Raw genomic sequence first — 25,839 nt, forward strand, 5'->3', positions numbered from 1 at the left:
TTAAAAGCATGCACAAACCTTATAACGCTATTTTTCTGCTGGCTTTAATGATTTTGCCGGCCATCGCGATTGCCGAAGGTGACGACATTACTTGGAACACGGTTTTGAGAAGCCAGTTTTTCGCCGGTAAAAATATCGACGAAGCCAATGCGGTTATCGAATTGGATGCTCCTTACCGGGCGGAAGATCCGGCGATTGTGCCGGTTAAAGTCACCAGCAAATTTGCGCAAAGCAAAGATAAATACATCAAAAAAATCTGGCTGTTCGTCGATAAAAACCCGTTCCCATTTGTCGGTGAGTTCGAGTTCTTTCCGGAGAGCGGTAAAGCCGATTTGGCTTTGCGAGTGCGCGTCAATACCTATAGCGACATTCGCGCGGTTGCCGAAACCAATGACGGCAAGTTCAGCATGACCAAAAAATTTGTCAAAGCCAGCGGCGGCTGCTCTGCACCGATCGGCGCTGATCTGGATGAAGCCATGAAGCGGCTGGGCAAAGTTAAGTTTCGGCTTGACGACGGCATTCAAAGCGGCCAACCGGCCTTGACGCAATTGATGATCAGCCACCCCAACCTCACGGGCATGCAGATGGATCAAATGACCCGATTCATCCGAAAATCGCACTTTATCGATCAACTAAAAGTGACTTTTAACGACAAGCCCGTGCTTAACGCCAAAATCGATATTGCGATCAGCGCCGATCCTAATTTCCGCTTCTACTTTGTGCCGGATAAAGCCGGCGAGTTAAAAGCCGAATTTACCGATGTATCCTGTGAATCGCCCACCAGCCGAAACGTTTGCAATAAAGGCGGTAGCTACTCGCAAAGTTACACGGTAAGCCCTTAATGACCCGTTCGCCAATCAGAGGCATTTTGTTGGGATTGGGCATGCTGGTATTTGCCGGCGATGCGCTTGCGCTGCGCTGCGGACATAAACTGGTCCAGGTGGGTGATTATAAAGCCGAAGTCTTGGACAAATGCGGGGAACCGGATTCGGTCGAACAGCGCAGAGCAATCCGCGGCAGCCGCTTACGGCATCCCTACGGCGCGTTGGAGATAGATCAATTCGAAGAGGTGCTGATCGAAGAATGGATTTACAACTTCGGGCCACGCAAGTTTCAGCAGCTGCTTGAGTTTGAAGATGGGGAGTTGAAAAAAATCAGCAATTTGAGTTACGGATACTAAATCGCAAGGTTTTCAACCCTGACCTAAACCAAAAAAGCCCCCGCCGAGAAGGCGGGGTTAGCAGGATTGCCACAGGAGAGCACATCTCACCGAGTTTTCGGTAAACCATCAAACTATCTTGCAGTCGTTACACACTACATACCGTGCTGAGCCGGGACGCTGAAACTGCCGAAATGCATCGGCGCACCGGGCATTAACAGATTCTCTTGCACCGCCAGCCTGGGTTTTTGCCAATACCCAGCCGCCGCCGGCCTTCCCAGGAAATAACCTTGCAGTAATTTGCCGCCGGCATCCAACGCAATATCCAGCTGTACTTCGTTTTCGATGCCCTCAATGATCGCTTGCGCGCCCAAGGCCTGGATGATTTCGATTAATTTGGGCAGCACCCGGCGGATCTTGGCATCGGTTTGCGCTTGATGGATGATGCTTAAATCCAGTTTCACAAAGCTGGGCGATAAGCGCCACAACCGGTCCAAATTGGAATGCCGGCTGCCGAAGTTATCGATAGCCACCTGGAAGCCGCGGTCGCGGTAATTGTCCACCGCTTCCAGCAACTGTTGATCGGCTTCCACCGCGTTTTCCATGATCTCCAGCACCACCCTTGTAGTCGGCACCGAATGCAGATGCAGAATGTGTTCGAATACCTTGCCGTGCGTATTCACGCTGACCAGCAATTTGGGATGTACGTTTAAAAACAGCAAGCCCTTGTCCGCCGGCAGATTCAGATAATTCAGCATATGCAGGGTTCTAGCCACCCTATCCAGCTTCACCAATTTGCCCTGATTGTCCGCCCAACTGAACGCAAAATCCGGGCCCACGGCTTCCAAGCCGGTGGAGGTGCGCAGCAAGGCTTCGTAGCCAAGCAATCCCTGGGATTTGCCGGCATCGAATATCGGTTGAAACTCGCTGCGCAATTTCAGGCCTATGAATCGGCTCAGCACTTCCTGTTGCTCGATTTCCAGTTTGAATTCGTCCAGATCCAGATACAAGGCCCGTTCCAGATCGTCACGGAGCAATTCGATGGTATTTTCCACCATGGCTACACCCTCCTCTGCCTAAGCGTTCTTAGCGCCCGTAAATTTTGTCAAACACGCCGTTATCGTCGAAGTGTTCTTTTTGAATCAAGCCCCAGCCACCCAATTGGCCTACGCTGACCAGTTCCATGGTCGGGAATTGTTTGGCGTATTTAGCTGCGATGTCTTTGTCGGTGGGCCGGTAGAAGTTTTTGGCGATAATCTCTTGGGCTTCTTTGGTGTAGAGATATTTCAGGTATTCGATCGCCAGATCCTGGTTACCATTCTTTTTTGCGACCGTTTCGATCACCGCGACCGGCGGTTCGGCCAGGATGCTGAACGGCGGGGTAACGACTTCGAATTTATCGGCGCCGAATTCTTTGAGCACCAAATACGCTTCGTTTTCCCAGGTGATCAACACGTCGCCGATTTCGCGTTCGGCAAAAGTAGTGGTGGAGCCGCGCGCACCGGAGTCGAGTACCGGCACGTTTTTAAACAGCTTCTCCACAAAAGCCTTGGCGGCGTCCTTGCTGCCGTTTTTCTTTTCCGCAAAGGCCCAGGCTGCCAAGTAGTTATAGCGGGCACCGCCGGAGGTTTTCGGGTTGGGGGTAACGACGGAGACGCCGTCCTTGATTAAATCGTCCCAGTTTTTAATGGCTTTGGGGTTGCCCTTGCGCACCAGAAATACGATAGTCGAGGTGTACGGCAGGCTGTTGTTGGGCAGTTTGCCTTGCCAGTCTTTGGGTAACAGATTGGCTTTCTCGTGAATTTGATCGATGTCGCCGGACAGAGCCAAGGTCACCACGTCGGCTTCCAGGCCGTCGATCACGGCGCGGGTTTGCTTGCCGCCGCCGCCGTGTGATTGCTGGATACTAACGTCTTCGCCGGTTTTGGTTTTCCAATATTGGGTAAACAGTTGGTTATATTCTTTATACAACTCGCGGGTCGGGTCGTAGGAGACGTTCAGCAGGGTGCGTTCGGCCAGCGCATTGCCGCTGAGGGCCAGGGCGATGCCGAAGAGTAAGGGCTTGAAGGTATGGGTGAATCTCATGGGTGCTCCTGAAAAAAAGTTATCGATCTGCTTGCGGCAAGCTGAATGTTGGTTGGCCACGGGGCTTATGCTACGCAAAGCCGATAACCAACAAAAACGATATAATTAGAATTAAATATCTTATATTGCGATATTTGATTCCGGATACAGGCAACCCTGACGCATGGCCAGGTTCAACGTAAACCAAGGTTTTCAGGAAAATTCCGGCAAAGCGGCGAGTAAGGCGTTCGCCGGCTTTGGTGCCATACCAGAACAAAAAGCAGCGGGAAGCCCAAGCCTCCCGCCGATGAGCAAGGTCAAACCACAGCTATCTTACGCCGCCCTACCTTCGCCAATCCGGCCAGTACACTGCCGAATAACCAAACGGCGCCGGGAACCGGCACTTGCGAGACGGTGATGGTATTGCCCGCCAGAGAAAAATTCAGGGTATCGGAGCTCAAGGTAAGCCGATAGTCGCCGTGATCGCGGGCGGGAAGCCCGGTCGGTAAGGTCAAGTTGTCGTTAGTATTGATACCGGCGACGGCTTCACTGGTCGATAAGGTGTAATCGGCCACCAGGTATAAATAATTACCGGCTTGCAAGGTGACGTTAAACGCCGGATCACGTAAGAAAAGCGAACCATCCGCCGAACCGTCGGTATTTGTCAAAATCGGCTGATTGCTGCTATCAGGGCAGTGATTGCCATCGGAATCGTCGCAACGCGCCAACATGTCGCCGGCATCCAGCAAGCCGTCATCCCGGTAGATATAAGTATCCGGATCCAGAAAAGTAATTTCACCGTCGTTGTTCAGGTCGACTTCCTGATAACCGGCGGTGGATGTTTGCTTTTGCGTAGCCTCATAAGCCAACACATCAACTTTGAATGTACCGCCGCTAAGCATATTGATTTTCCAAGTGTCGTAAGTAGTACCGCCGCTTACTTTATAAATGGTGCCTGACACTTGCAGTGTATTTGCTTGGGCCTCGGCAAAGAGCGCACACCCCGCCAATCCGGCGACACCGATTGATTTTATTAGTTTATTCACGATTACAACCTTTATGTTGATTGAAGTTAGAGCGCGTAGGGATCTTGATTTTAGGAACCTCTAAAAATTCGCCGTTCCCACGTCTTTGAAAGCAGGTAGGCCGCGGCGTACTTAGTTTGCTAAGTCGCCTATAGAAACGAGTATGAATTATTGGAAGTCCTTCATGGTGTTAGCCGTTTCCACGCCTATGGCTAAGCACGGCGATCCCTATACAATATTCAGACCACAAAACATTTTTGTTTAAATACAGAAAGATACGTAGATGACCAGTATTAATGTGCGGTGAATTTTCCGTGAAATAACTTACGCACAAAGTTATTTGCCACAATTTATGCCCTTTGGGTATCTGCATAGGCATGACGGATTTTTTGGTTTAGCTGAAGCCACTTATTAACAAGGCCCACAAATATCGTCGCTCCGGCCAACGCGGGAATAGCGGAACCCGGTATTTTAAGGGTCTACTGAATAAGGCAAAGAGAGGGCGCGCAGCCGCTGATGAAAACTGCTTGGGCAGAGGTTCATTCAATCAGAAAACTTCGGTATTACATCGTTTCCCGCGCACCAGCCAGCCAAACCCGCCGAGTACGGAAAGAAACAGGGAAAGCGCCCCCGGCAAAGGCACCGGTGCCGATTGCAGCGGGCTCATATGCCAGGCCAACGCATAATCCCAGCTGAACGGACTGGCTTCGCCGGATTTGACCCGCAATTCGTAGTCATGACCGGTGACCAATCTAAGCCACAGGTTCTCGCTGTTGTCGGCGCTGCTCGCCGAGAAAGCGGCGATGTTTTGCGCCGTGGCGTCGAATAACTCCAGATTCAGATCGTATAAAGTGGTTGTTAGATTCAGATCGTTCGATACCCCAAGGTTCCAAACCAAAGACGCCTGCAAATTCAAAGCCGTCGCGGCGGCGAATTTGTATGTCGCCAAACTATTACTAGCCAAGCCGCCGAACGCCGTATCGACATCGAATCCGGCCAAGCCGATGCCGTTTGCCGCACCGCCATCTTCCAGGCTATCTTGTTCGCCACCGGCGATGATTTGGTAACTATGCAAAATATTCAGTTGGCCGGCACCGAATCTATCATCCAGGCCGTTCAGTGTTTGATGCCCGCTGCGGCGATAGTCGACGATGTTGTCCGTGGTTGAAGTATTCTGCGTCGCTCTGTCGGCACCCGCCAGCAACGCAGCTTTAACGGTTTCGGCGCGTTCAGCGTTGTAAACGGTTCCCACGCCCTCAATATTAATCGATCCCTGCGATAAATTAGCCCCACCCTTGTGGCCGGTCTCAACTAATAACGCGGCAGCAGCGGCTACTATGGGTGTGGCTCCGCTAGTGGTAGTTTGCGGCGCCACTAAATCGGGGCGCGTCCGCCCCGATATATATAACGAGTCAACCGCATCGGATCCTCTATCCTGCCTACCGTCCGTGCGCCCTACCGCAATTGCATTGTAAGCGCTGCCCAACAGCGGCGAGTCGCTGAGGCCATTGTGCATACCAACCACCTGGATGAATTGGTTGCGCTGCACCTGTCGATCAACCAAACGCAGAATCATCGCCGTTTCCGGCACGGTGTCGCCTTTGCCGACCCAGCTGTGGTTAGCAATCCGACTGGCGTTGAAGGGAGCCAAGGCCGTTGGACTAATCAGACTATCGATCCAGGCGTTGGCATCATAACTGGCGATGTTGCCGATGCCGTTGGCAATGGAATCCTTACCGTAAAATCTGGCACCGACGCTGTCAGCATGTCCCGATGGTGCGGTACTGGCTTTTTTTCCCGGAAAACTGAATGTCTTACCGGCGAATTGGGTGTTACGAATATTCGGCGCATAGATGGGGTAATCCGAGTGATCCCGCGATTCGACTAATGATGCTTCGGCGTGAACCACATTGACACCAGCGCCGGTCGGCGTGTTTGCACCTAATTGCGTGAGCAAGGCTTGATAGCCGATGTCGGCTTTGTAATCAGCGGCGACAGCGGATGCGAAAAACAACATCGGAAACAGATAAAACCCAGGCTTTTTAGTCATTGTTATCACCCTTTTAATCGCTTGAACTGCGGTCAACGCTATCCGGTCGTTCCGAAAATTACCGCGCAGCAAGCGGGATAAAACTGGCCGTCCGACTCGTGGCGGCACCGGAATGTGGCGCGCACTGAGCGCATCTAACGTCCCAGCACTGGATATGCCGGTCAACCGCAACTATAGACCAGATACCAAGTCTTGCCGGATGCGCGTTGTCCGTTGATTTTGGTGATTACAGCATTCCGGAAGGGAAGGCTCTGAATGCCCGGTGTAGATTGTTCCTAACCTTGGAAATTGCGGCGGCCGCATGAAGAATGGGACTCCCGCCTGCGCGGGAGCGACGATGTTTGAGGGCCGAGTTAATTCGCGATTAATGAATGCGAATCAGATAGCCGTCGGTTTTTTCACAACCGGGTTTGCTGTGCGCGGTAACACTCAAGCGCGCAAATCCACTTTCTATAGGTCTATCCACTTTGCCCTTTATCTCCAAGCGGCCGCTAGGTTGTTGGGTGATTTGCAGTTGCTTTGGGGTGAAATGGTATTTGGTTTCGCCGGCACTCACGTTAACCACCACCGATGTCAGTGTGGTGTTGGCGGAAGCCATCAACGAAAACTCGCTGAACGATTGCAAATATTTATTGGTTGCCGGTTGAAACTCCGAAAACACCGGTTTATCGCAGTGCTGAGAACTCTGGCTGCTGCCGTAGGCATGTGCCGCAGTGCCGCTCAAACTCAACAAAGTGGCGGCGGCAATTTTTAATAGCGTGATCATTATTTTCTCCGAGGCGTGGTTATAAGAATAGTTATACCCTTAGCTTACCAATAAAACCGCACATTGCTGGCGTTCAATTCAATCAAGCAAACGCCAGCGCCCCCTTTACGGCTGGCACGCTTATGCATACTCAATTATAAACCCGGCCCTGTTTAACACGGGTACACCGTTCGGGCTGAGCGCGTCGAAGCCTTATGCCGCGCGTCCTTCGACACACTCAGCCCGAACAATATTTAAGGTCCGGGTCAATAAAAAGTGTGACGAAAAGCACACATATAGTTCTTATGAAAACAAATTAAGTTCTAATCAGAACCATAGTCTGGTAGACTTTACCCACACTATCAATTGAAACGAAGCTTTCGAAACATAAGTTCGTTTTGATCCTGAAGTGCCGAGGCGCAAGCCGCTATCGATTTATTTTTTCTGGTTTACCGAGGCTAACATCATGATGTCATGCAAAAAATTCATAACTTTCTCTATCGCAATCTCCCTTATCAGCGCGCTGAGTTTTCCGGTCTCCGCGGCGACTTTTAGCCACGAAGAAGTAAGAGCTGCTCTGGAAAGCACCATTTCCAAAGTCAAAGCGTCCATCTCCGCAGTAGAAAACGGTGCAGACAAGGAAACGGTAGCTGAGCTGGTCAGCCATGCCAAGCAACAGCAAAAAGACATCGAGAACAACGATCTCGAAGTCAAACGCCAGCATGCCGGCAAACGCCTGAATACCGCCTGGAAAGCAGCCCGCGGCGGCGATTTGCAATTGGCCGGCGAATCCTTGAAAGACGCTTTAAGTCGCTACGAGGAAATGCACACGCTTTATATTTCCAGCCATTAAGCCGCGTAAAACCGCCGGTTGAGCCACGCCTCAAAGGGCCGAGCGGCGCACAAAATCGGGGCGTTTTGTGTACAAATTGGACACAGGCTAGAGCATTGTAGGGCTCAAGCTGTATGTAAAGACTGCCATTTACGACCCGCATTGCGGATAACGCCGGCGCATTTGATGCGCGTGCGTCGGCCTTGGACCTATGGACCAAGCGTTTTCTTACCTCCGAAAAGAAAAACGTGACAGTTAACTTGTTCGCCAACTGGCGAAGCGGTGATGCGGGTCTTTTTTATATCGAATTAATGGCGCAAAAGTTGCTGATTTTTTTATGTCGAACCAGGGTTCTCTATTCTCGCCTGGCTCGATGCGGCAAACGTCCGTGCACCAACCCAAGTCTTGCCGAAGCGTATCACTTGAACCTTGCATCCTAAACAGGAGATCGCAATCATGAAAAAGCTCTTCATCGCTCTATCCATAACCGTTGGCATTGCTATCTTGATGTTCGCGGTATTCAATCCCAGACTGTCTTCCTACAATTCGCAAAACGACATTTCCTATTCCGATTTCATCAAGGATGTGCGCAGCAAATCCGTTGCCGAAGTAGTGATCGACGGCAGATCCATCGACGGCCGCCGCCATAACGGCACCCGCTTTGCCACTTACAACCCTGGTGATGCGCGGATCATAGACGATCTTTTGGAATATGACGTCAAGATCAAAGTCGAGCGGCCTGAGACGCAGTCCACCCTGACGCAACTGTTATTCTCTTGGGCCCCCACTTTGCTGCTGATCGGGGTATTGATCTATTTCATGCGTAAGCAGCAACAGGGTGCCGGCGCGCAAAACGGCTTTGGTAAAAGTCGGGCCAAATTGATGACTGAAGATCAAGTTAAGATACGTTTCAATGATGTGGCCGGCGCCGAGGAAGCCAAACAGGACGTGGCTGAAATGGTCGATTTCCTGAAAGATCCGGGCAAATACGAAGCTTTGGGCGGCAAAATTCCGCGCGGCGTGTTGATGGTGGGCCCTCCCGGTACCGGTAAAACCCTACTGGCTCGAGCGATTGCCGGCGAGGCTGGCGTACCGTTCTTTTCCATCTCGGGTTCCGACTTCGTGGAAATGTTCGTCGGTGTCGGCGCCTCCAGGGTGCGCGACATGTTTGAGCAAGCTAAAAAGCGCGCGCCCTGCATTATCTTTATCGATGAAATCGACGCCGTCGGTCGCCAGCGCAGTAGCGGCGGTAATATCGGCGGCGGCGAAGAACGCGAACAAACTCTTAACCAGTTATTAGTGGAAATGGACGGCTTCAGCGGCAACGAAGGGATTATCGTCATCGCCGCGACCAACCGGGTCGATGTGCTGGACAAAGCTTTGCTGAGGCCGGGCCGTTTTGATCGCCAAGTGCAAATCGGCTTGCCCGACATCAAAGGCCGCGAACAAATTCTCAAAGTCCACGCCACCCGCGTTCCCTTGGCGGACGATGTGAATATCACCGACCTGGCGCGCGGCACACCGGGTTTTTCTGGCGCCGAACTGGCCAATCTGATTAACGAAGGCGCCTTGTTCGCGGCCCGTAACAACCAGCGGGAAGTGACCATGCACAACCTGGACAGCGCCCGGGACAAAGCCATCATGGGCGCGGAGAAACGCACCATGATCATGAGTCGCGAGGATTTGCTGATGACGGCTTACCATGAAGCCGGCCACGCCATCGTCGGCCGTTTGATGCCTGAGCACGACCCGGTTTACAAAGTCAGCATCATGCCGCGCGGCGGCGCGCTGGGTATTACCATGTTTCTGCCGGAACACGACCAATACAGTGCCTGCAAAGATAAACTGGAGGGCCAAATTTCCAGCCTGTTCGGCGGCCGGATTGCCGAGGCTTTAATTTACGGCAAAAACAAAGTTACCACCGGCGCCTCTAACGATATACAACGCGCGACTCAATTGGCGCGCAATATGGTCACTAAGTGGGGCTTATCCGATCGCTTGGGCCCCATGGATTGCGGCGACAACGACAGCGGATTTATGGGCTCGACCAAACCGATGTCCGAGCAAATGGCCCGCCTGATCGATCATGAAATCAGACAAACCCTGGCGAATAACTACAGACGCGCCGAAGCCATCCTGAAATCGCATATGGATATTCTGCACAATATGGCGCAAGCCTTGCTGGATTGGGAGACGCTGGACAAATATCAGATCGACGAGCTGATGCAGGGCCGCAAGATCGCACCACCCAAGGCAGCCCAGCCGGCAAAACGGCACTGCGACAACGGCAAATCGCCCAGGCCGACGACTGAAACGGTCGCTCCTATCGGCAAAATACCGGCTTTGTCGTGATCTCAAGATCTGACATATCCTTCGCACAGCAAATTTCGGCAGATCCTCTCCCTCCCCGCCGGCAGGGGTTGGGCGAGGGATTAAAAAGCTGAAATTTGACGTGCGACGACTTTATAAAACTTAACTAAACAAATGAACTGTTTCTCGCCGGCCCCAAATAAATGATAGAGTCGGTTTTAAACAATACAGCAATGACCAGGGGATTTTTTCCAAATTAGAGTGATTCGACAACCCAATAAACGCTTGAAAAAATTCGTTTCCAATTCGGCAATATTGGCGTACTTAGCGCCAAGCTATCGTAGCGCGGCGACTGCAACATTGACAGTGTTGACAGCCTGCAGCGTGCCGACGCCGCTACCGCATGCAGAAAACACTCCGCCAGTCCCTGCCCAGTCGGCTGTATCTTGGCGCGCTTATCAAACCCAAAACCGGCCGCCAGCACCTGATACATCCAGTCCCAGCGCTGTGGACGCCGGAATCGATACCCAACAAACCTACGATTTGCCGGCCTTGGTGGATTTGGCCTTACGCACCCATCCGGAAACCCAGATTAGCTGGGAGGAAGCGAAAGCCGCCGCCGCGCGCCTGGAAAGAAATCGCAGTACCTGGTATCCAACGCTAACGGCAATGGCCTTTGGCCAACATTTTACCAGCAGCTTTCCCATCCCCGGCAGCGCGCTGGTCAGCAACGGTTACGCGGCGTTCGCCAGTCTGGATTTGGCATGGACCTTATTCGATTTCGGGCGCCGGGAAGCGTTGGTGGATGCCGGTGCGGAGCGTCTGAGCGCGGCTAATTTTGCCTTCGACCGTAAACACCAGGAAATTGCCTATCGGGTGACCAGCAGTTTTTTTGCCTATCAGGCCGCCTTGACCAAGGTGACGGCGGCGCAGCAAACGTTCGAGTCGGCCAAGACCAACGCCGACTCGGTGCAAGCTAAACTCAAACAAGGCCTAGCCACCAAGCCCGACTTGTTGCTGGCCTTGCAAGAGCAGGCAAAATCCAGTTATGACTTGCAAGATGCGCGTGGCTCGGTGACTCAGGCACGGGCCAATTTGACCACGAATTTGGGTATTTCGCCGGCATACAGCCTGCACTTGGTCGACCTCAGCCAGATGCCCTTACCCGCCGAACTGGCGCAATCGGTGGAAAAAATCGTCGATCAGGCCTTGGAACAGCGACCCGATTTGCTGGCGCGCCTAGCCGAATTGCGTGCCCGCGAAGCGGAAGTTAAAAAAGCCAGAGCGGAATTCTGGCCGAAAATATCGCTACGCGGCATGGTCGGTAATCAATATTGGGGCGACGTGCAGACCAAGCCGAGCGGCGGAGAGAATTATTCCGCCAACGCCATGGTCGATACGGCCATGTTGAATGTGGAATGGACCTTATTCGACGGTTTTGAACGCAGCAATGCGGTGCGGGAAGCCGAGGCCAAAAGGTCGGCATCCCAAGCCCAACTGGAGGCTTTGCGTCTGGAGATCATGCGCGACATCTGGAAAGCCTACGCCGACACCAAAACCGCGCTGGAAAAACGCGAGTTTGCCTTGGCGCTGTTGAAAGCCGCCGAAGAGTCCTATGCCGCCACCCAGGAATCCTATACACACGGCTTTTCGACGGTAATCGAACTGTTGTCGGCGCAAAAAGATCTGGCGCGGGCCCGTTTTACCGAAATCGACAGTCGGGCGGGCTTATTGCGTGCCGCCGCGACGCTGGTTTATGTGTCAGGCAAGCAAAACCAGGACGTGTCAAATGAGCCTTAAACGGCCGTCTTTCATGACCACACAGCCAGTAACCCCAAACCCATGCACCGGGATGGTCTTGAGCATGAATGAGCTTACAGTTATCATCGAATCCTAATTAGAACAATTATTTTCACATTATGTCCTCAGACTCTACCTTTCCAACCGTTTTGCGACAGTTACTCCGCACCCATCAAGCCTTTTTGTCTTATGCCGCAAGGCACGTTCACCGGCTTGAATTAACCTTGCCGCAATACGATGTCATCATCACGCTGGGCAAAACCGCCGGCATGCAGCCCAAGAAACTTGGCGAAGAAACTTTGATTACCAAAGGCACGCTCACCGGCGTAGTCAGCCGCTTGGAGGACAAGGGCCTGGTGGAAAGGTCGGCGTCAAAAAAAGACGGCCGCAGCCAGATCATCCGCCTGACCGATGCGGGCCGCGCCGTATACGAACAGACTTTCCCCGAGCATCTGGCCCATATCGGCCGCCTGTTCGACGATTACGCGCCCGAGGACATCGCAAAGCTGGAGGCGGATTTGCAGAGACTGCATGAAGCGGTCATCGCCGCTCGCGGCAATCATATCGAACAACTCGATGATGAATTCTAACGAGTACCGAAATCTTTATACGTTTGAAGTGAAGCTCACAATGATCTCCGGGCCATTACTTAAGTGGGCCTCTAAAAATAAAAACACCTCCTTCTCCTCACGGGAGAAGGTTGGGATGAGGGAATTAAAATCAATTACTTACCCCCCTCACCCTAGCCCTCTCCCTGAGGGCGAGGGAATGTTTAGAGGTTCCCTTAAAACGTTTTTCCCGGCGAGTCTCTCGTTTTTTCTGACCGCGTGTGATCCGCTGCTCAGTCTGCAAGGCTCGTTCTGGCCGGCCTGGATCATCTGCATCCTCAGTGGGCTTTTCGCCAGCATGCTGCTGATGTGGCAACTGGTGCACTATCGCCTGGCGCCCCATTTGGGACCGCCGCTGCTGATCGCGCCCAGCCTGTGGGCCTTATGCACCTTTGTCATCTGGTTGGTGTTTTATGCAGCATGAAAACGGCGAAGCCTGATGGAAAACAGTCAAAACGATAGCCCAGGGTTAAGCCTGAAAAACCGGATATTGCTCGGCCGCATCATTGGCATAGCCATCGTGCTGGGCGCGGTGGCAAGCGGCGCGCTGGTTTGGCATATCAACTATCAAAATCCCCGCACCAACGACGCGATGGTGCGGGCCAATATCGTCGGCATCGCCCCGGAAGTCAGCGGCCGTATAGTGGAATTGCATGTCGAGGATAACCAATACGTCAAACAGGGCGACTTGCTGTACGTGATCGACCCGCGCCCGTATCAGGCCAGATTGGATAAAGCCAAGGCTGAATTGCTGCTGGCGGAAAAAGAGGTGGATTCCCGGCGTGCCTCCAGCGGTTCCGCGGAAATCGCCATCGAACGCCTGGAACACCAGCGCGCCGCCGCCAATGCCGAAGTCAAAAAAATCGAGGCGGAAGACGAATATCTGCATAACTATCTGGAACGGCTGGAACCCTTGGCGGATAAGCAATATGTCACCACCGACCAGATCAAACAGGCGCGCTCGCGTTATGCGGCTTCGCGCGCCGAATTGGCGGATGCGAAAGCCAAAGAACTGTCGGCTCGTAGTGCCATCGAGGAAGCCAAGAGCGATAGCCGGCGAGCGGTATCGTTAGTCGCCCAGGTCGGCGACGTCAATGCCCGCATCGAAGCCGCCAGAGCCCTGGTCACCGCCGCCGAGCTCGATCTGGAATACTGTTACGTGCGAGCGCCTTTCAATGCCTACGTCACCAATTTGAATACCCGCGAAGGCGAATACGCCAAGGCCGGTACGCAAATGTTCGCTTTGGTCGATGACCGCCAGTGGTATGTGATCGCCGACTTCAAGGAAACTTATTTGCAGTCTATCAAACCCGGCCAGGAAGCCGAGGTGTTTCTGGTTGCTTATCCGGGCAAGCGCTTTCGCGGGGTGGTGACCGGAATCGGCTGGGCCAATTCGCCCGACAATATCAAACAGCATGGCGTGTTGCCGGAAGTGGATCGCACGCTGAACTGGGTCATTCTGGCTTCGCGTTTTCCGGTAAGAATCGAGATTAAAGAGCACGACCCCGAGCATCCGCTCCGTATGGGCATGACCGCGTTTGTGACGGTACTGAAAGCCACTACCGACGCAGCCGGTACAGCTCTGCCGCCGTCATGACCCGAGGCGACAGCCGGACTGGTTCAAGCACACAGTCAAAACCCAACCAGCTTTGGTTTGGCACCAGCCTGGGGCAATTCCTGACCGCCGAACTCAAAGATACACCGGCACGGCGCGTCGCAGCCCTGCGTTTATTCGTCGTCACCCTGACAATCGCACTCGTCAGCCAAACCTTGCACATCCCGCCGCTGGGGGCAATTTCCATCTTGATTTGCCTAAGCTACGACGCTTACGCCAATGCCGGCCAATCCCTGGCATTTGGCATACGCCAGCTCGGTTACCTGATAGTCACGACCTTGGTATCGGTATTGACGCTGATGCTGGCCGGCAACGACCCTTGGTTATTGTTGCCGCTGTCGTTCGTCATCTTGGCCTTGTCGCTGTTCCACGCCAGGCTGATCGCTTGGCATACGGGCATTGCGTTATGGTATTCGGTAGCGGTGCTGTACAGCCCCAACACGCCCGATGAAAATATTTACCATGCCTTATGGAACATCCCGATCATTGGCGTATTGGCGCTGGGAACCTGGACGGTCGTGCACCTGACCATCAAACCGCAAGACCCGCTGAAACTGTTAAAAGCCGAGATTGCCACGCAGTTGGCAGCGGTGGAATACATCTTCAGCGCCCGTCTGGCCGATGCCGGCGCGTATAGCCCCAGACCTGACGCCAGCATGCATGCCGCTGCCGGCAGCCTCGGCAAACTACTGGGTTTGCTGGCGAATGCCGAATTGATCCATCCCGGTTTGCACGAACGCCACCCGACTTACCGGGCACTGCTGTTGGAAATCGACGGTCTGCGGCAGTTGGCGGATTGGCTGAATCAGGTGTTGGCCGCGGAATATCGCGCCCAGCCGCTGACGCCGGAAAAATTAAATGTTTATCAGGCCTTACAAACCGCCTGCGCCAAGTTGCGGCAAGGCTTGGCGGAATCGCGCGATGTATCCGCAGACGTCACGGGCTTGTTAAACGAGGAAGTGTTGCAAGCTTATGCCCGAGAATCCAATCCTTCGCTGTTAACCGCCTTGTGGCGAGCCTTGCAACGCATTGCCGGTTTGATGCAGGCATTACATCAAACCGTAGATGTGGACAGTAAGGACATCGACCAGGAAGCCGGCGATAAGCCTGAAAATAGCTGGCTGCCGGCCTGTTTGGGTTACGAGTTTTGGGCTAGCCATGCCGATAGCGTGCAATTCGGTATCAAATTCTCGTTGGGCGCGATCCTGTGCATGCTGATCGTGGAAAGCCTGGACTGGCCCGACATCAACACCGCGATTCCCACCTGTCTGGTCGCGGCGCAAACCAGTCTCGGCGCCGACTACCGGCTCTCGCTGTTGCGGGTGACGGGCGCTGCTGTCGGCGGCATCTGCGCCTATTTTTACGTATTGGTCTTTCAATCTCAGCTCGATACCGTGGTCGGCTTTGCCTTCTCCACAGCGCCATTCTGGGCGTTGGCGGCCTGGATTACCGCCGGCAGCGAACGCATCGCCTACCTGGGCCGGCAGCTGGGGTTTTCGTTTGCGTTGTTTGTGCTGCACGATTTCGGTCAAGTCACCGATCTGTATCTGCCGCGCGACCGGGTCATCGGCATTTTGCTCGGACTGATCGTAATGGGCGTTATCGATTACGCGCTATGGCCGCGGCGCTCGACAGTGCTAGCGCGCCATCACAGCATTGCGGCGTTACGCACCCTTGCCAATTTCACCAGCCGCTTACCCGATGTCAGCCTGCTGTTTACTTACACCTTACCCTTACGGCTAGCGGCGGAAAAACAGCTGGCCGCCGCTCAAGACTTGTTGGCGCATGCGGTATTGGAACCGGATGCGCGCCTAGTCGAAAAAGTGCATGAACGGGCAGCATTGCGGGCTATTGTCAGGGACGCCGGCCATTTATCCGGTTTGTTACAAGTCCGCAAACGCTACCGTTTACTCAGCGGCCAGCGCTTCAGTCATTTTCCCGACGAATTGCAACAACTCAGCCGGGCCTTCGATGCCGCGCTGACAACCGCCCTGGAATATACCGCCAGCCTCCTGCAAGGCGAACCAGCTGGTAAACCGGTCGAGCTAGCCGGGCATCAAGCGCGTCTAAAGCAAAGTTATACCGATCATCATGGTATCGACAATCTGGCCGACGATTTGGCGGTGGAATGGGAGCTACGCTTTATGTTGGATGAGCAAATTGTGACGCTGATAGCTCGCATCGAAACAGCGGGGCTGGCCGCCAGCTCATATACGCAAAAGTCCGCGCCGGACCTTGATCAGCAATAAGACTACCCTACGAATCCACTATAGCCGCTGGTCTCCCGCCCTGGCTGGAGCGACGATATACGCCAAGTTGCTCAAAATATGTTCATCTGAAAATCCAGACTCCGTTCCGCTAGCCAAACCAAAGCCACGGTGACGATGGAAGCGGAACCGGTTTTCATGACCAGCAGCGGATAATAGCGATAGCGGCTAAAGCCCACTATCAGAGGCAAAACCGCGCCGACAATCGCCAACTGCCCTGCTTCCACGCCCAAATTAAAACCCAATAGCGGTAACAACCGCTGCGTGTCCGGCAAGCCCATATCTAGCAACACGCTGGCAATGCCCATGCCGTGGATCAAGCCGAAAGCAAAGGCAAACCAGGTGCGGCGTTTTACCAACAGCGGATAAATATTATTCAGCGCCGCCAACGCCACCGACGCAGCAATCGCCGACTCTACCCAGCGGGATGGCAGACAAATGTATTGCAACACGGTCAGGCTCAAGGTTAAGGAATGCGCCAAGGTAAAAGCGGTGACTACGCCCAGCACGTCCATAAACACTGGTCTGAAGCCTGGTTTTGGCTGCCAAGTTCGCTGCTCCCACGCCAAAGCCGCCGGCAGCAACAGACTTAACAAAAATAGAATATGGTCAAAGCCGATCCAGATATGCCATAGCCCGGCGTAGCCGAATCGCGCCACGGTCCGCCACCCGGCATAATTTGCGTCCCGCACAAATTCGCTACGTTGCTGGTCAGGACTAAAGATCGCGGTGTCGGTTTTAGCGGCATGCTTGACGCTTATCAGCCCGCGATGCTGCGGGTCGAGATCGAAAAGCAAGCGATAGTCTATGGACAACGGCGCGGACGCAGACGGACAAATCGCCTGGAAATCTAATACGGCATAATGGCCATCGCTGTGTTCGTCCACTCGTAAATCTCCTGCTTGCAGCGAACAAACTTGCTTAGCCGTCGTCATTTGCAAACGACTCAGCGCATAGGCATACACAACATCCCGACTATTTCGCAACTCGGCCCAGGTAATATTACCGTCGTCGTTGCCATCCAAACCCAGGGCGTAATCCAGGTCGCGCAAGGCAATATCCCATTGCCCGGAGATTTGCTGCCCGTCAACCTGCACCGTCATGTAACTATCGCTGGCCTTATGGGCAAAAGCGCTAAAACTTGCTGTCAGCAGCAAGACCATGATCAAACCGGCCCAAATCATCACGTTCGAGCTTAATCTTTCAAAGCTTGGCGGGGCCGAACCTTCGACAAGCCTGCCTTGAGTGCAGCCTGGAGATTCAGGGCAAAAAGTATCTAAAAGGGCGATGAATTTCGCTGATCCGTTCATATTCTGCCCCCGCCAATTTGCGCGAGCAGCGTTTGTAGCCGCGCATCTTGCAATTTGGACTCGGTTAAAAAAGCCAGCAGCGGCTGCGGATTTTTGCCGGCCGCCAGCGCCGCTTCCAAGAAAATGCGCGCATCGCGCGGCTCGCGCTGCACGTCCCAATTTTTTTGCGCCAGCGCCAGCGCCGATTCAGGCTGATTCAGCACATGCAATAAAAAGCGCGCCTCATCGCCTTGATGACTGGTATCGCCGCGCATGCGGCTGGCGGCAAAGCGAGCGGTCAGCGCATCTATATGCACAGCGGCAGTCGGCAGCCGCAGTGCTATTTCGGCAAAAGTCAGGCGCAGTAATAAGCCATCGGCGCGCGTATCGTTGGCTAATAATTCCACCACGTCTTCGAAACGATTCCGGTCCAATAAATAATCGGCATAGGTAGCCAACAGATAACCATTGCGGCGCGGTATGTGTAGCGCCTGCCGGTAATAACCGTCGGCCGCATCAGTATTGCCCATGCGCTCGGCCATTTCCGCCAGCGTGGTCAAGGCCCATTGTTGATCTGCCGGTGCGGGACTGTGCGCAGCGCTTACTGCTCGTGCCAACTGGCGATAAGCAGCGTCGAGCTGGCCGGAAACACTCAGAATGGAATTCAGGCAAACTTTGCCAATCAGCGGCTCGGCTAATTTTAGTAAGGGTATACAACTGTTCAGCGCTTCGGCGTGTTGGCCTTGCACTTCCAAAATGGCCGCCCGCGTCAACCAGGCTTGCGCCAAGCGCGGCTGACGCGCCAAAGCCCGATGCAAATAGTCCAGGGCCGCCGGAAATTCGTGGCGATTTTGAAACAAGGTCGCTCGCAACGTCAGCACTTCGGCTGTCGGCTGCGCGACCGCCAGCCAAGGCGTCAATGCGGCTTCCGCGTAACCGAAATAGCGCGGATCCGATTCAGCGCGGCCCAGTTCTATATAGCGCCGGACTAAAGCTAAAGCCGGTTCCAAGTCATTAGGCTGAGCCGCGACTTGTTTGCGCAAGTCACGAATTTCCAGCCAACTGTCGCCCCTGGCCGGCAAGACTTCGACGATTTCGTCATCGGTTTTGGGTAAATAAGCTTGTGCCCCGGCGTCACTAAACATAGCAACAGACATCAATAAACCTAATATAAGCCAGTGTTTCATCGGCTCCTCCTTCGGATGCTTAGCGGACAGGGGGGCGAGCACAGCCGCCCCCTTCCCTCTTCTAGTTATTTGGACAACTACCCATAGCCAAGGAAACGGCATCGAAACAACCGGATTCGCCAGGATCGACATGACGGCTTTGCCGGCCGCTATTGGCAAAAGCGACATACGGAAACACTTCCTGATAAGTTCTGTCGTTGGTGTTGACGCCGTCGGCCACCCGGTTATTCGGAAAGCTGTTGAATGCCGGATTCAAAACACCAACCACCGCTTGCGCGGCAATGTCGGTGACGTCGTCGGACACCCGCCGACCATTGGGAAAACCGGCGCTATCGCCCGCCAGAAATGCCATGCGTTTGCGGGCGCTGACAGGCGCGGGGCCGATGCCGGTGTTTAAACGCAACAAATCGGCGACCGGCCCGCGTTGTGACGGAGAACAACCTGGGCAAATCGGCGCGGCATAAAACACCAAGGGACCGAGATCGAAACTGGGGTTGGCCGGATTTACCCTGGGCGGCGCCGGAATCGGCACCGCACCGCCGTATGCGGCGTTGACGACTCTGGCCAATAACGGATCCAACACATAACCGGCAAAACTAGCGTCGTCCTTGGGTTCGCTCATACTGAACCGGTCTTTGTCGCCGGTACCGATTAACACCTCATTGACCAAGGGATTACCCATGCGCTGAATCTGCACATAGGCATTGGCGAGTTTAGGCTTGCCGCCTGGTCTGTCTGCATAAGCTTTGGTGCGAGGCCGCGAAGTGGTGGCATAAGTGCCGATCACCGCCAAGGCCTCGCCGGCGGTATGTTGCTTGCCGTCCTGAGTGAGCATGGCGATAGGCAATTCGATAGCGATGGAATTGACGTTGTAACCGGCCACATCGTCGGACGCAAAGTTTTGGTTTTCCGCATCATTTTGGTTCTCGGCAAACACTCCCGGCACACCGACGCCGGACGCGCCAGCCCTAAAATTAAACGTATCGAAAGTCGCACCCAAATCAATGTAAAACGGATCGTCGACGGTGCCGGCAAACACGCTAACGCCGCCGCCTAAATCATAAATTCCCTGGCTGGCCAGATTTTGATAGTTGGGCATGGTGCGCGGTCCGACGTTGGAAGGCACTGCATAGAGCTTTTGCTGGTTGGTCAGATCGATAACTTGCCGATTGGCGCCCTTCCCTTTAATCAGCGTCACCGTATAACTTTGCCGCAAACCCAAGCCTTCCGATCCGGGGCCATCCAGTGCAGTAATGGCAGGCGGCACGATCAAGGTACCGGCAGCGATCGGGTTGGGCGAATTGGCCGGGGCGACAATACCCGTGCCGGCACCGACAAAACCGGTAAACACGCCAGGCAAGCGGTTTTCGGTTTTAAATCTGAACTGGAGGGTAATGTCTTCGTCGGCGTCGAAATTGTTATCCACTTTCATTTCATACAAAATTTCCGGATCGAACGGAAAATAATTCGGGCCGTTGCTGGGTTCCAGCAAGGGATCGACATTTAGAATCATGGTCACTTTACTGGGATCGTTGTAACTGACAAAGGCGTACCAATCGGTGATGTCGGCCTTGGCATCCAACGCTGTTAACGGCGCTTCGCGATGATTGGCGGCCTCAACGGACGGTATGCCGCCCATCAATAATAAAGCGCTGGCGAACATGGTCAGCGGCCAACGGCTGTAGTGATGTAAGTCTTTCATAGTCTAATTCCTCATTAATTAAAGCCGCAGCTTCAAGTAGCTGCGTTAGGGAATACGCGGAAAATCGGCAAACGGATGCCGGAAAATGGAATTTATGCCAAACGCACCGGACTGGCCGCTTCCGCGTCGGTTCGCGGTGCGGATCTAGCCTTTCCCAGCCGGCCACCGAGCAAAAACAAGCCGGACAAACTCAGCAGCATTAGGGTGGGCGGTTCCGGCACACTGACAATCTGGGCATTAGCAACATTGAGAATATGTAGATCCCAAGCCGCCGTGCGATTCGGTTCCACCGGATCGCCATTGCTATCGGTTAAAGATCCCTCGCAAAACCGACCGTTCGAACAACCGAAGGCGGCGGTAAATTGCGGATCGGCATCCCGTAAAAATCCGTCGGCCAGCGCGGCACTTACCGAAAAGTTGTCGTATTGAGTCAAGGTTGCCAGGTAATTCCCGGCGACCAGGTTGATAGCTAAATAGCTGTCGAATTCGCCGTAATTGAAATTAACCCCGTTCGACAATTGGCTGCCGCCCAAGCCGCCGTCGTCTTGCTCGGCCAATTGGTTGCCTAAGCCGTCCCACAACGTCAAAATCGGATCGAAACCGCCGCCTAGCCAGGATGAGGTAAACAAGGTCACCGTGCCGGGCGAGCCGAGCGAAAAGGCAAAGCTCAGCTTATCGTTATCGTTGGCAAAGTTGCCGTTAAATTGAAAGTCCGCGGCCTCAACCGCTGTCGCTGCAGTCAGGCAGACGCCCAACAACGCAACCGGAAATAGCTTTTTCATCGTGGTTTCCTCTCAGTCTATGGTTAGAAATGGCAAGCCGGCGGCGGATTCCAGATGCGGATGGCGATACTCGGCATTCGCGCCGGCTTGCGATGACTGATACGCGGCCAATTCGGCATTGGATGCAAAACAGGTAAAAATATTTGCGGCCGGGTTTGTACAACGAACTGGGTCGGTGCTTGGCACATAAGCATCTTTCGATAGGAAACGACGTGTGTTATTAACCCAGAGCACAAGCCATAATCGCTTCGGTAGTTTGACTATTTGCCACACGCAAACGGCTGTTTTATAGTGGTCCAACCACAAACTCCTACTCTCTGCCCTCTTAAATGCGGCCACCAATCTTGGCAAACCAAGAAAAATCCACATGCCTTATGTCGCCTGGTTCACACTTTGAGCGCTATCCCAACTTCGCTTCGCATCCAAACCAACCGATGCCGCGTATAGCTTTTAAAAGGATGCGAGGACGATGACGGATAGCGATTCGGACGACGACCAGAACCGACAGCTGGCAACGACCGCCGACGAAGCCTTACTGAGGGAATGGATCGCCGACATCGTGGATCAGGATCAAGCCGCGCTGGGGCGCTTATACGATAGCCTGGTCGATCAGGTCTACGGTTTGGCACTACGCATCACCCGGCGGTCGCAGTGTGCCGAAGAAGTGGTGCAAGACACGTTCTGGCAGATTTGGCGGCAGGCGCCGCGCTTCGATGCCGAACGCGGTTCGGTAAAAGCCTGGGTGATGACGATGGCTCGCAGCCGGGCACTGGACGCCTTGCGGCAACTGGACGGCAATCTAAGCGAGCTGGAACCGGAGGCTCTGGTGTTGATTGAAGCCCCAGCCGACCAAATGCCGCCGGATTTACTATCGGCAGTGCAGCAAGGCCATCGCGTGCAAACGGCCCTGGCGGCTTTGGAGCCCTTGCCCCGGCAATTGCTGTCGTTGGCGTTTTTCCGGGGTTTGAGCCACGACGAAATCGCCGTTTGCAGCGGTTTGCCCTTGGGTACCGTGAAATCGCATATCCGCCGGGCGCTACAGACGATGCAACAATTATTGACAGCCGATGCCGGCGAGGTTAACTGAGCACTATGACAGACAAACTCCCATCTTTGGATGGCACAGACGCCAACGACTTGCAGCAGCTTGAAACGCTGCTGGCCGACGGTTTGGCGCCGATTCCGGTTGCCGGCGCACGCCGCACGGTGCTGCGCCAAGGCCTGATGGCGCAAGTCACGACCAGCCTTGCCAAACAGGCCGGCTTACTCACCGTGCGCGCCGGACACGGCACCTGGCAAACCCTGAAGGCCGGCATCCGCGTCAAACCACTATGGGACGGCGGCGGGCAAGGCCATTCGGTGTTGATCGAATTCGCCCCCGGCGCCAGTCTGATACCGCATCGACACAACTGTCTGGAAGAAGGCATCGTGCTGCGCGGCGATTTGCAAATGGACGACTTGCGGCTCGGCCCCTTGGATTACCACGCCTCGCCAGCCGGCAGCCGGCACGGCGGGATAAGTTCGACGAATGGCGCGCTGGCCTATTTGCGCGGTACGTCGCTGGGCGATAACCGCGAGGTATTACGGGAAGTGTTGGGCGGTCTGCTGCCGTTTGGCAAGACTGAGTCGTTTAGCGTGTTTACCAAGCAAATAGACGACTGGCAGGAAATAGCCCCCGGCGTCTGGAAAAAACCGCTGTGGCAGGACGGGGAACGCGAATCCGGTTTTTACCGCCTGGAAGCCGGCGCCAAATGCCCGGCACACGGCCATCGGCTGGAAGAGGAATGCATGATGCTGGACGGCGATTTGTTTATCGACGACCTCTTGCTGCGCGCCGGCGACTACCAATTGGCGCCGGCCGGCAGCGCGCACCGCGAGGTGTATACCGACGTTGGTGCGACGCTGTTCGTGCGCGGCGGCAGAGATTACTGACCGGTTTATCCGCGCCGGAATGCCCTGGCGGCTTAGCCTTAGTTGATGTCCTGACTGTTTAAATAGTCTTCATAGTTACCGCTGAAATCGACGATGCCGTTCGGCGTCAATTCGATGATGCGGGTCGCCAGTGAGGACACAAACTCGCGGTCGTGGCTGACGAAAATCAGCGTACCGGGATAATTTTCCAAAGCCGCGTTCAACGATTCAATCGATTCCATATCCAAATGGTTGGTGGGTTCGTCCAACACCATCACGTTGTTTTTTTGCAGAATCAATTTGCCGAACAACATCCGGCCTTGCTCACCACCGGAAATCACTTTCACGGATTTGTTGATTTCATCATTGGAAAACAGCAACCGCCCCAGCGTGCCGCGTATGGTCTGATCGTCGTCCGATTCCTTGCGCCATTGGCCCATCCATTCGATCAGCGGCATGTCTTCGGCAAAATCTTCGGCGTGATCCTGGGCAAAATAACCGACGTCGGCATTCTCCGCCCATTTCACTTCGCCGCTGTCCGGCGTCAAATCGCCGACCAGGGTTTTTAATAAAGTCGATTTACCGATACCGTTAGGGCCGATCACCGCCACTCGCTCACCAACCGCGATCATCATGTTCAAGTTTTTGAACAAGGGTTCCGCGCCGTAGCCTTTGGCCAAATCTTTAGCTTCCACCGCCAAACGGTACAGCTTTTTAGTTTGATCGAAACGTATAAACGGATTGACCCGGCTGGACGGCTTGACTTCGTCCAGCTTGATTTTCTCCAACTGCCGCGCCCGCGAAGTAGCCTGCTTAGCTTTGGAGGCATTGGCCGAGAAACGGGCCACAAAGGTTTGCAGCTCGGCAATCTGGGCTTTTTTCTTAGCATTGCCGGCCAGCAATTGCTCGCGTACCTGGGTCACGGCGGTCATGTAATCGTCGTAATTGCCCGGATACACCCGCAATTCGCCGTAATCCAGATCGGCCATGTGGGTGCAGACGCTGTTCAGGAAATGCCGGTCATGCGAGATGATCACCATCGTCGAGTTGCGCTCGTTAAGAACATTTTCCAGCCAGCGGATGGTGTTGATGTCCAAGTTGTTGGTCGGCTCGTCGAGCAGCATGATGTCGGGATTGGAGAACAAAGCTTGTGCCAGCAACACCCGCAGTTTCCAGCCCGGCGCAACCGCGCTCATCGGCCCGTTGTGTTGTTCCAGCGGGATGTCCAAACCCAGCAATAACTCGCCAGCCCGTGCTTCGGCAGTGTAGCCGCCGAATTCGGCGAATACCGTTTCCAGATCGGCGGCGCGCATGTAATCGTCTTCGCTGGCTTCCATATTGGCATAGATGGCGTCGCGCTCGGACATCGCAGCCCACATTTCGGCGTGGCCCATCATCACCACGTCCAGCACTCTTTGCTCTTCGTAGGCAAATTGGTTTTGGCGCAAGATACCCACGCGCTCGTTGGCGTCTATGCTGACGTTGCCCGAGGTGGGTTCCAAGTCGCCGCTGAGGATTTTCATGAAGGTAGACTTGCCGCAGCCGTTGGCGCCGATCAAGCCGTAACGGTTGCCGTTGCCGAATTTGACGGAAACGTTTTCAAACAGGGGCTTAGCCCCGAATTGCATGGTGATATTGGCGGTAGAAATCAAGAGAGTGTCCGAAGATTAAGAGTAAAAAGAGCGTCGCCGCCGCTTGAAGCTTGTGACGAAATAAATGAGTTGGCGCGAAAATCGGTTATTTTACCAGACTTTAATCGACGATCATTTACCGTAATGTGTCACTGACTATCCCCACATGAACGCACTGCCCGCCACGACAGAACAAATTTACCCCATCTTGTATAGTTTCCGCCGCTGTCCCTATGCGATGCGGGCACGTTTGGCCATTGCCGTATCGGGATTAAGCGTCGCGCTCAGAGAAATCGAGCTCGGCAATAAACCGGAGACGATGCTGGCTATTTCGCCGAAAGGCACGGTGCCGGTGCTGTTCTTGCCCGAAGGCCGAGTCATCGAACAAAGTCTGGATATTATGCGGTGGGCCTTGGCGCAACACGATCCGCAAAACTGGCTAAACCAAGCGCCGGAAGATACGCAGCGATTAATCGACTGGAACGACGGCGATTTCAAATACTATTTAGACCGTTACAAATACGCGGACCGCTATCCGGAACAAACACCAGCCGATTATCGTCAACAAGGCGAGGTGTTTTTAGCCGAGCTGGAAACACGCTTGCAGCGGCACAAATTCTTATGCGGCGAGTCTTTCAGCCTAGCGGATGCCGCCACCCTACCGTTTATCCGCCAGTTTGCCGCAGTGGATAATGCGTGGTTTGAAAGTTCGCCGTATCCAGCCCTGCAACAATGGCTGAACACTTTTTTAAGGTCCAATCTGTTTGCAGCGGTTATGCAAAAATACCCGCCCTGGAACGTTGACGACCCGCTAGTCCTTTTCAGGTACGAGACCGGCCTCGTCCCATTTCAATAGGTGCCC

Annotated in this window: 23 protein-coding genes; 12 read left to right on the forward strand and 11 right to left on the reverse strand. The window is 54.2% G+C overall.

The annotated features are described in order from the left end of the window. Positions 1-8 precede the first annotated feature (8 nt). Positions 9-842 (forward strand): quinoprotein dehydrogenase-associated SoxYZ-like carrier, encoded by an 834-nt coding sequence (locus DDY07_RS11685; protein ID WP_171696020.1) that lies wholly within the window; start codon positions 9-11, stop codon positions 840-842. Then, on the forward strand, positions 842-1,180 hold the full coding sequence (locus DDY07_RS11690) for a DUF2845 domain-containing protein (RefSeq protein WP_033155463.1): 339 nt from the start codon (positions 842-844) through the stop codon (positions 1,178-1,180). Before DDY07_RS11685 ends, DDY07_RS11690 begins: the two co-directional genes overlap by 1 nt. Positions 1,181-1,314: 134 nt before the next feature. Here the strand turns inward: DDY07_RS11690 and DDY07_RS11695 are convergent, their stop codons facing one another. From DDY07_RS11695 to DDY07_RS11715, 5 genes are all read right to left on the reverse strand, one after another. After that, positions 1,315-2,217 carry an EAL domain-containing protein gene (locus tag DDY07_RS11695; protein WP_171696021.1) on the reverse strand — a complete coding sequence of 301 codons (903 nt, stop codon included), beginning with the start codon at positions 2,215-2,217 and terminating at the stop codon, positions 1,315-1,317. Between the two features lie 28 nt (positions 2,218-2,245). Then, positions 2,246-3,244: a sulfate ABC transporter substrate-binding protein gene (locus DDY07_RS11700; RefSeq protein ID WP_171696022.1), complete on the reverse strand. Its 999-nt coding sequence runs from the start codon at positions 3,242-3,244 to the stop codon at positions 2,246-2,248. A 296-nt stretch (positions 3,245-3,540) separates the two neighbouring features. Further along, positions 3,541-4,269, reverse strand: a complete 729-nt coding sequence (locus DDY07_RS23880; protein ID WP_216614746.1) for a VPLPA-CTERM sorting domain-containing protein — start codon at positions 4,267-4,269, stop codon at positions 3,541-3,543. Positions 4,270-4,795: 526 nt separating this feature from the next. Further along, positions 4,796-6,298, reverse strand: coding sequence for a hypothetical protein (locus DDY07_RS11710; RefSeq protein WP_171696023.1), 1,503 nt, complete (start codon positions 6,296-6,298; stop codon positions 4,796-4,798). Between the two features lie 364 nt (positions 6,299-6,662). Beyond that, positions 6,663-7,064 (reverse strand): hypothetical protein, encoded by a 402-nt coding sequence (locus tag DDY07_RS11715; protein WP_171696024.1) that lies wholly within the window; start codon positions 7,062-7,064, stop codon positions 6,663-6,665. Positions 7,065-7,509: 445 nt separating this feature from the next. Here DDY07_RS11715 and DDY07_RS11720 point away from each other — a divergent pair, with 445 nt between their 5' ends. The 7 genes from DDY07_RS11720 (at position 7,510) to DDY07_RS11750 (ending at position 16,457) form a co-directional block, all read left to right on the forward strand. Then, positions 7,510-7,896 carry a hypothetical protein gene (locus DDY07_RS11720; RefSeq protein WP_101055002.1) on the forward strand — a complete coding sequence of 129 codons (387 nt, stop codon included), beginning with the start codon at positions 7,510-7,512 and terminating at the stop codon, positions 7,894-7,896. A gap of 435 nt (positions 7,897-8,331) precedes the next feature. After that, positions 8,332-10,227, forward strand: coding sequence for an ATP-dependent zinc metalloprotease FtsH (gene ftsH, locus DDY07_RS11725; RefSeq protein ID WP_171696025.1), 1,896 nt, complete (start codon positions 8,332-8,334; stop codon positions 10,225-10,227). 219 nt (positions 10,228-10,446) lie between these two features. Continuing rightward, positions 10,447-11,985 carry a TolC family protein gene (locus tag DDY07_RS11730; protein ID WP_171696026.1) on the forward strand — a complete coding sequence of 513 codons (1,539 nt, stop codon included), beginning with the start codon at positions 10,447-10,449 and terminating at the stop codon, positions 11,983-11,985. Positions 11,986-12,104: 119 nt separating this feature from the next. Next, a complete protein-coding gene (locus tag DDY07_RS11735) occupies positions 12,105-12,575 on the forward strand; it encodes a MarR family winged helix-turn-helix transcriptional regulator (protein WP_171696027.1) in 471 nt (156 codons plus the stop codon). Beyond that, positions 12,562-13,017: a YtcA family lipoprotein gene (locus tag DDY07_RS24090; protein ID WP_253734470.1), complete on the forward strand. Its 456-nt coding sequence runs from the start codon at positions 12,562-12,564 to the stop codon at positions 13,015-13,017. Before DDY07_RS11735 ends, DDY07_RS24090 begins: the two co-directional genes overlap by 14 nt. Positions 13,018-13,032: 15 nt before the next feature. Further along, positions 13,033-14,190, forward strand: coding sequence for a biotin/lipoyl-binding protein (locus tag DDY07_RS11745; protein WP_171696028.1), 1,158 nt, complete (start codon positions 13,033-13,035; stop codon positions 14,188-14,190). After that, the gene (locus DDY07_RS11750; protein ID WP_171696029.1) at positions 14,187-16,457 is read left to right on the forward strand and encodes an FUSC family protein; all 2,271 of its coding nucleotides are present in this window, start codon (positions 14,187-14,189) and stop codon (positions 16,455-16,457) included. The genes DDY07_RS11745 and DDY07_RS11750 overlap by 4 nt, the downstream gene beginning before the upstream one ends. Positions 16,458-16,528: 71 nt before the next feature. Here DDY07_RS11750 and DDY07_RS11755 read toward each other — a convergent pair whose 3' ends face one another. The 5 genes from DDY07_RS11755 to DDY07_RS11775 form a co-directional block, all read right to left on the reverse strand. Next, positions 16,529-17,659 (reverse strand): HupE/UreJ family protein, encoded by a 1,131-nt coding sequence (locus DDY07_RS11755; protein ID WP_253734471.1) that lies wholly within the window; start codon positions 17,657-17,659, stop codon positions 16,529-16,531. Positions 17,660-17,781: 122 nt separating this feature from the next. Then, entirely contained in the window at positions 17,782-18,951 is a 1,170-nt protein-coding gene (locus tag DDY07_RS11760; RefSeq protein ID WP_171696030.1) for a hypothetical protein, read from the reverse strand. A gap of 61 nt (positions 18,952-19,012) precedes the next feature. Beyond that, complete coding sequence (locus DDY07_RS11765) at positions 19,013-20,653, reverse strand: DUF4331 domain-containing protein (RefSeq protein ID WP_171696031.1); 1,641 nt, start codon at positions 20,651-20,653, stop codon at positions 19,013-19,015. Positions 20,654-20,745: 92 nt separating this feature from the next. Continuing rightward, positions 20,746-21,435 (reverse strand): DVUA0089 family protein, encoded by a 690-nt coding sequence (locus DDY07_RS11770; RefSeq protein WP_171696032.1) that lies wholly within the window; start codon positions 21,433-21,435, stop codon positions 20,746-20,748. Between the two features lie 12 nt (positions 21,436-21,447). Next, positions 21,448-21,621 (reverse strand): hypothetical protein, encoded by a 174-nt coding sequence (locus DDY07_RS11775; protein ID WP_171696033.1) that lies wholly within the window; start codon positions 21,619-21,621, stop codon positions 21,448-21,450. A 283-nt stretch (positions 21,622-21,904) separates the two neighbouring features. On the opposite strand from DDY07_RS11775, the gene DDY07_RS11780 reads away from it, so the two are divergent. Further along, positions 21,905-22,522, forward strand: a complete 618-nt coding sequence (locus DDY07_RS11780; protein ID WP_171696034.1) for a sigma-70 family RNA polymerase sigma factor — start codon at positions 21,905-21,907, stop codon at positions 22,520-22,522. A gap of 5 nt (positions 22,523-22,527) precedes the next feature. Next, positions 22,528-23,367 carry a cupin domain-containing protein gene (locus DDY07_RS11785; RefSeq protein ID WP_171696035.1) on the forward strand — a complete coding sequence of 280 codons (840 nt, stop codon included), beginning with the start codon at positions 22,528-22,530 and terminating at the stop codon, positions 23,365-23,367. Positions 23,368-23,405: 38 nt separating this feature from the next. Here the strand turns inward: DDY07_RS11785 and DDY07_RS11790 are convergent, their stop codons facing one another. Continuing rightward, positions 23,406-24,998 (reverse strand): ABC-F family ATPase, encoded by a 1,593-nt coding sequence (locus tag DDY07_RS11790; RefSeq protein ID WP_171696036.1) that lies wholly within the window; start codon positions 24,996-24,998, stop codon positions 23,406-23,408. A gap of 145 nt (positions 24,999-25,143) precedes the next feature. Here DDY07_RS11790 and DDY07_RS11795 point away from each other — a divergent pair, with 145 nt between their 5' ends. Continuing rightward, positions 25,144-25,833: a glutathione S-transferase gene (locus DDY07_RS11795; protein ID WP_171696037.1), complete on the forward strand. Its 690-nt coding sequence runs from the start codon at positions 25,144-25,146 to the stop codon at positions 25,831-25,833. Positions 25,834-25,839 lie beyond the last annotated feature (6 nt).

It is taken from the genome of Methylomonas sp. ZR1 (assembly GCF_013141865.1).
Classification (GTDB): Bacteria; Pseudomonadota; Gammaproteobacteria; order Methylococcales; family Methylomonadaceae; genus Methylomonas.

Coding starts and splice junctions, on each gene's coding strand:
- DDY07_RS11685 (WP_171696020.1), top strand. CDS start 9: ATGCACAAACCTTATAACGCTATTTTTCTGCTGGCTTTAATGATTTTG.
- DDY07_RS11690 (WP_033155463.1), top strand. CDS start 842: ATGACCCGTTCGCCAATCAGAGGCATTTTGTTGGGATTGGGCATGCTG.
- DDY07_RS11695 (WP_171696021.1), bottom strand. CDS start 2,217: ATGGTGGAAAATACCATCGAATTGCTCCGTGACGATCTGGAACGGGCC.
- DDY07_RS11700 (WP_171696022.1), bottom strand. CDS start 3,244: ATGAGATTCACCCATACCTTCAAGCCCTTACTCTTCGGCATCGCCCTG.
- DDY07_RS11710 (WP_171696023.1), bottom strand. CDS start 6,298: ATGACTAAAAAGCCTGGGTTTTATCTGTTTCCGATGTTGTTTTTCGCA.
- DDY07_RS11715 (WP_171696024.1), bottom strand. CDS start 7,064: ATGATCACGCTATTAAAAATTGCCGCCGCCACTTTGTTGAGTTTGAGC.
- DDY07_RS11720 (WP_101055002.1), top strand. CDS start 7,510: ATGATGTCATGCAAAAAATTCATAACTTTCTCTATCGCAATCTCCCTT.
- ftsH (WP_171696025.1), top strand. CDS start 8,332: ATGAAAAAGCTCTTCATCGCTCTATCCATAACCGTTGGCATTGCTATC.
- DDY07_RS11735 (WP_171696027.1), top strand. CDS start 12,105: ATGTCCTCAGACTCTACCTTTCCAACCGTTTTGCGACAGTTACTCCGC.
- DDY07_RS24090 (WP_253734470.1), top strand. CDS start 12,562: ATGATGAATTCTAACGAGTACCGAAATCTTTATACGTTTGAAGTGAAG.
- DDY07_RS11745 (WP_171696028.1), top strand. CDS start 13,033: ATGGAAAACAGTCAAAACGATAGCCCAGGGTTAAGCCTGAAAAACCGG.
- DDY07_RS11750 (WP_171696029.1), top strand. CDS start 14,187: ATGACCCGAGGCGACAGCCGGACTGGTTCAAGCACACAGTCAAAACCC.
- DDY07_RS11755 (WP_253734471.1), bottom strand. CDS start 17,659: ATGATTTGGGCCGGTTTGATCATGGTCTTGCTGCTGACAGCAAGTTTT.
- DDY07_RS11760 (WP_171696030.1), bottom strand. CDS start 18,951: ATGAAACACTGGCTTATATTAGGTTTATTGATGTCTGTTGCTATGTTT.
- DDY07_RS11765 (WP_171696031.1), bottom strand. CDS start 20,653: ATGAAAGACTTACATCACTACAGCCGTTGGCCGCTGACCATGTTCGCC.
- DDY07_RS11770 (WP_171696032.1), bottom strand. CDS start 21,435: ATGAAAAAGCTATTTCCGGTTGCGTTGTTGGGCGTCTGCCTGACTGCA.
- DDY07_RS11780 (WP_171696034.1), top strand. CDS start 21,905: ATGACGGATAGCGATTCGGACGACGACCAGAACCGACAGCTGGCAACG.
- DDY07_RS11785 (WP_171696035.1), top strand. CDS start 22,528: ATGACAGACAAACTCCCATCTTTGGATGGCACAGACGCCAACGACTTG.
- DDY07_RS11795 (WP_171696037.1), top strand. CDS start 25,144: ATGAACGCACTGCCCGCCACGACAGAACAAATTTACCCCATCTTGTAT.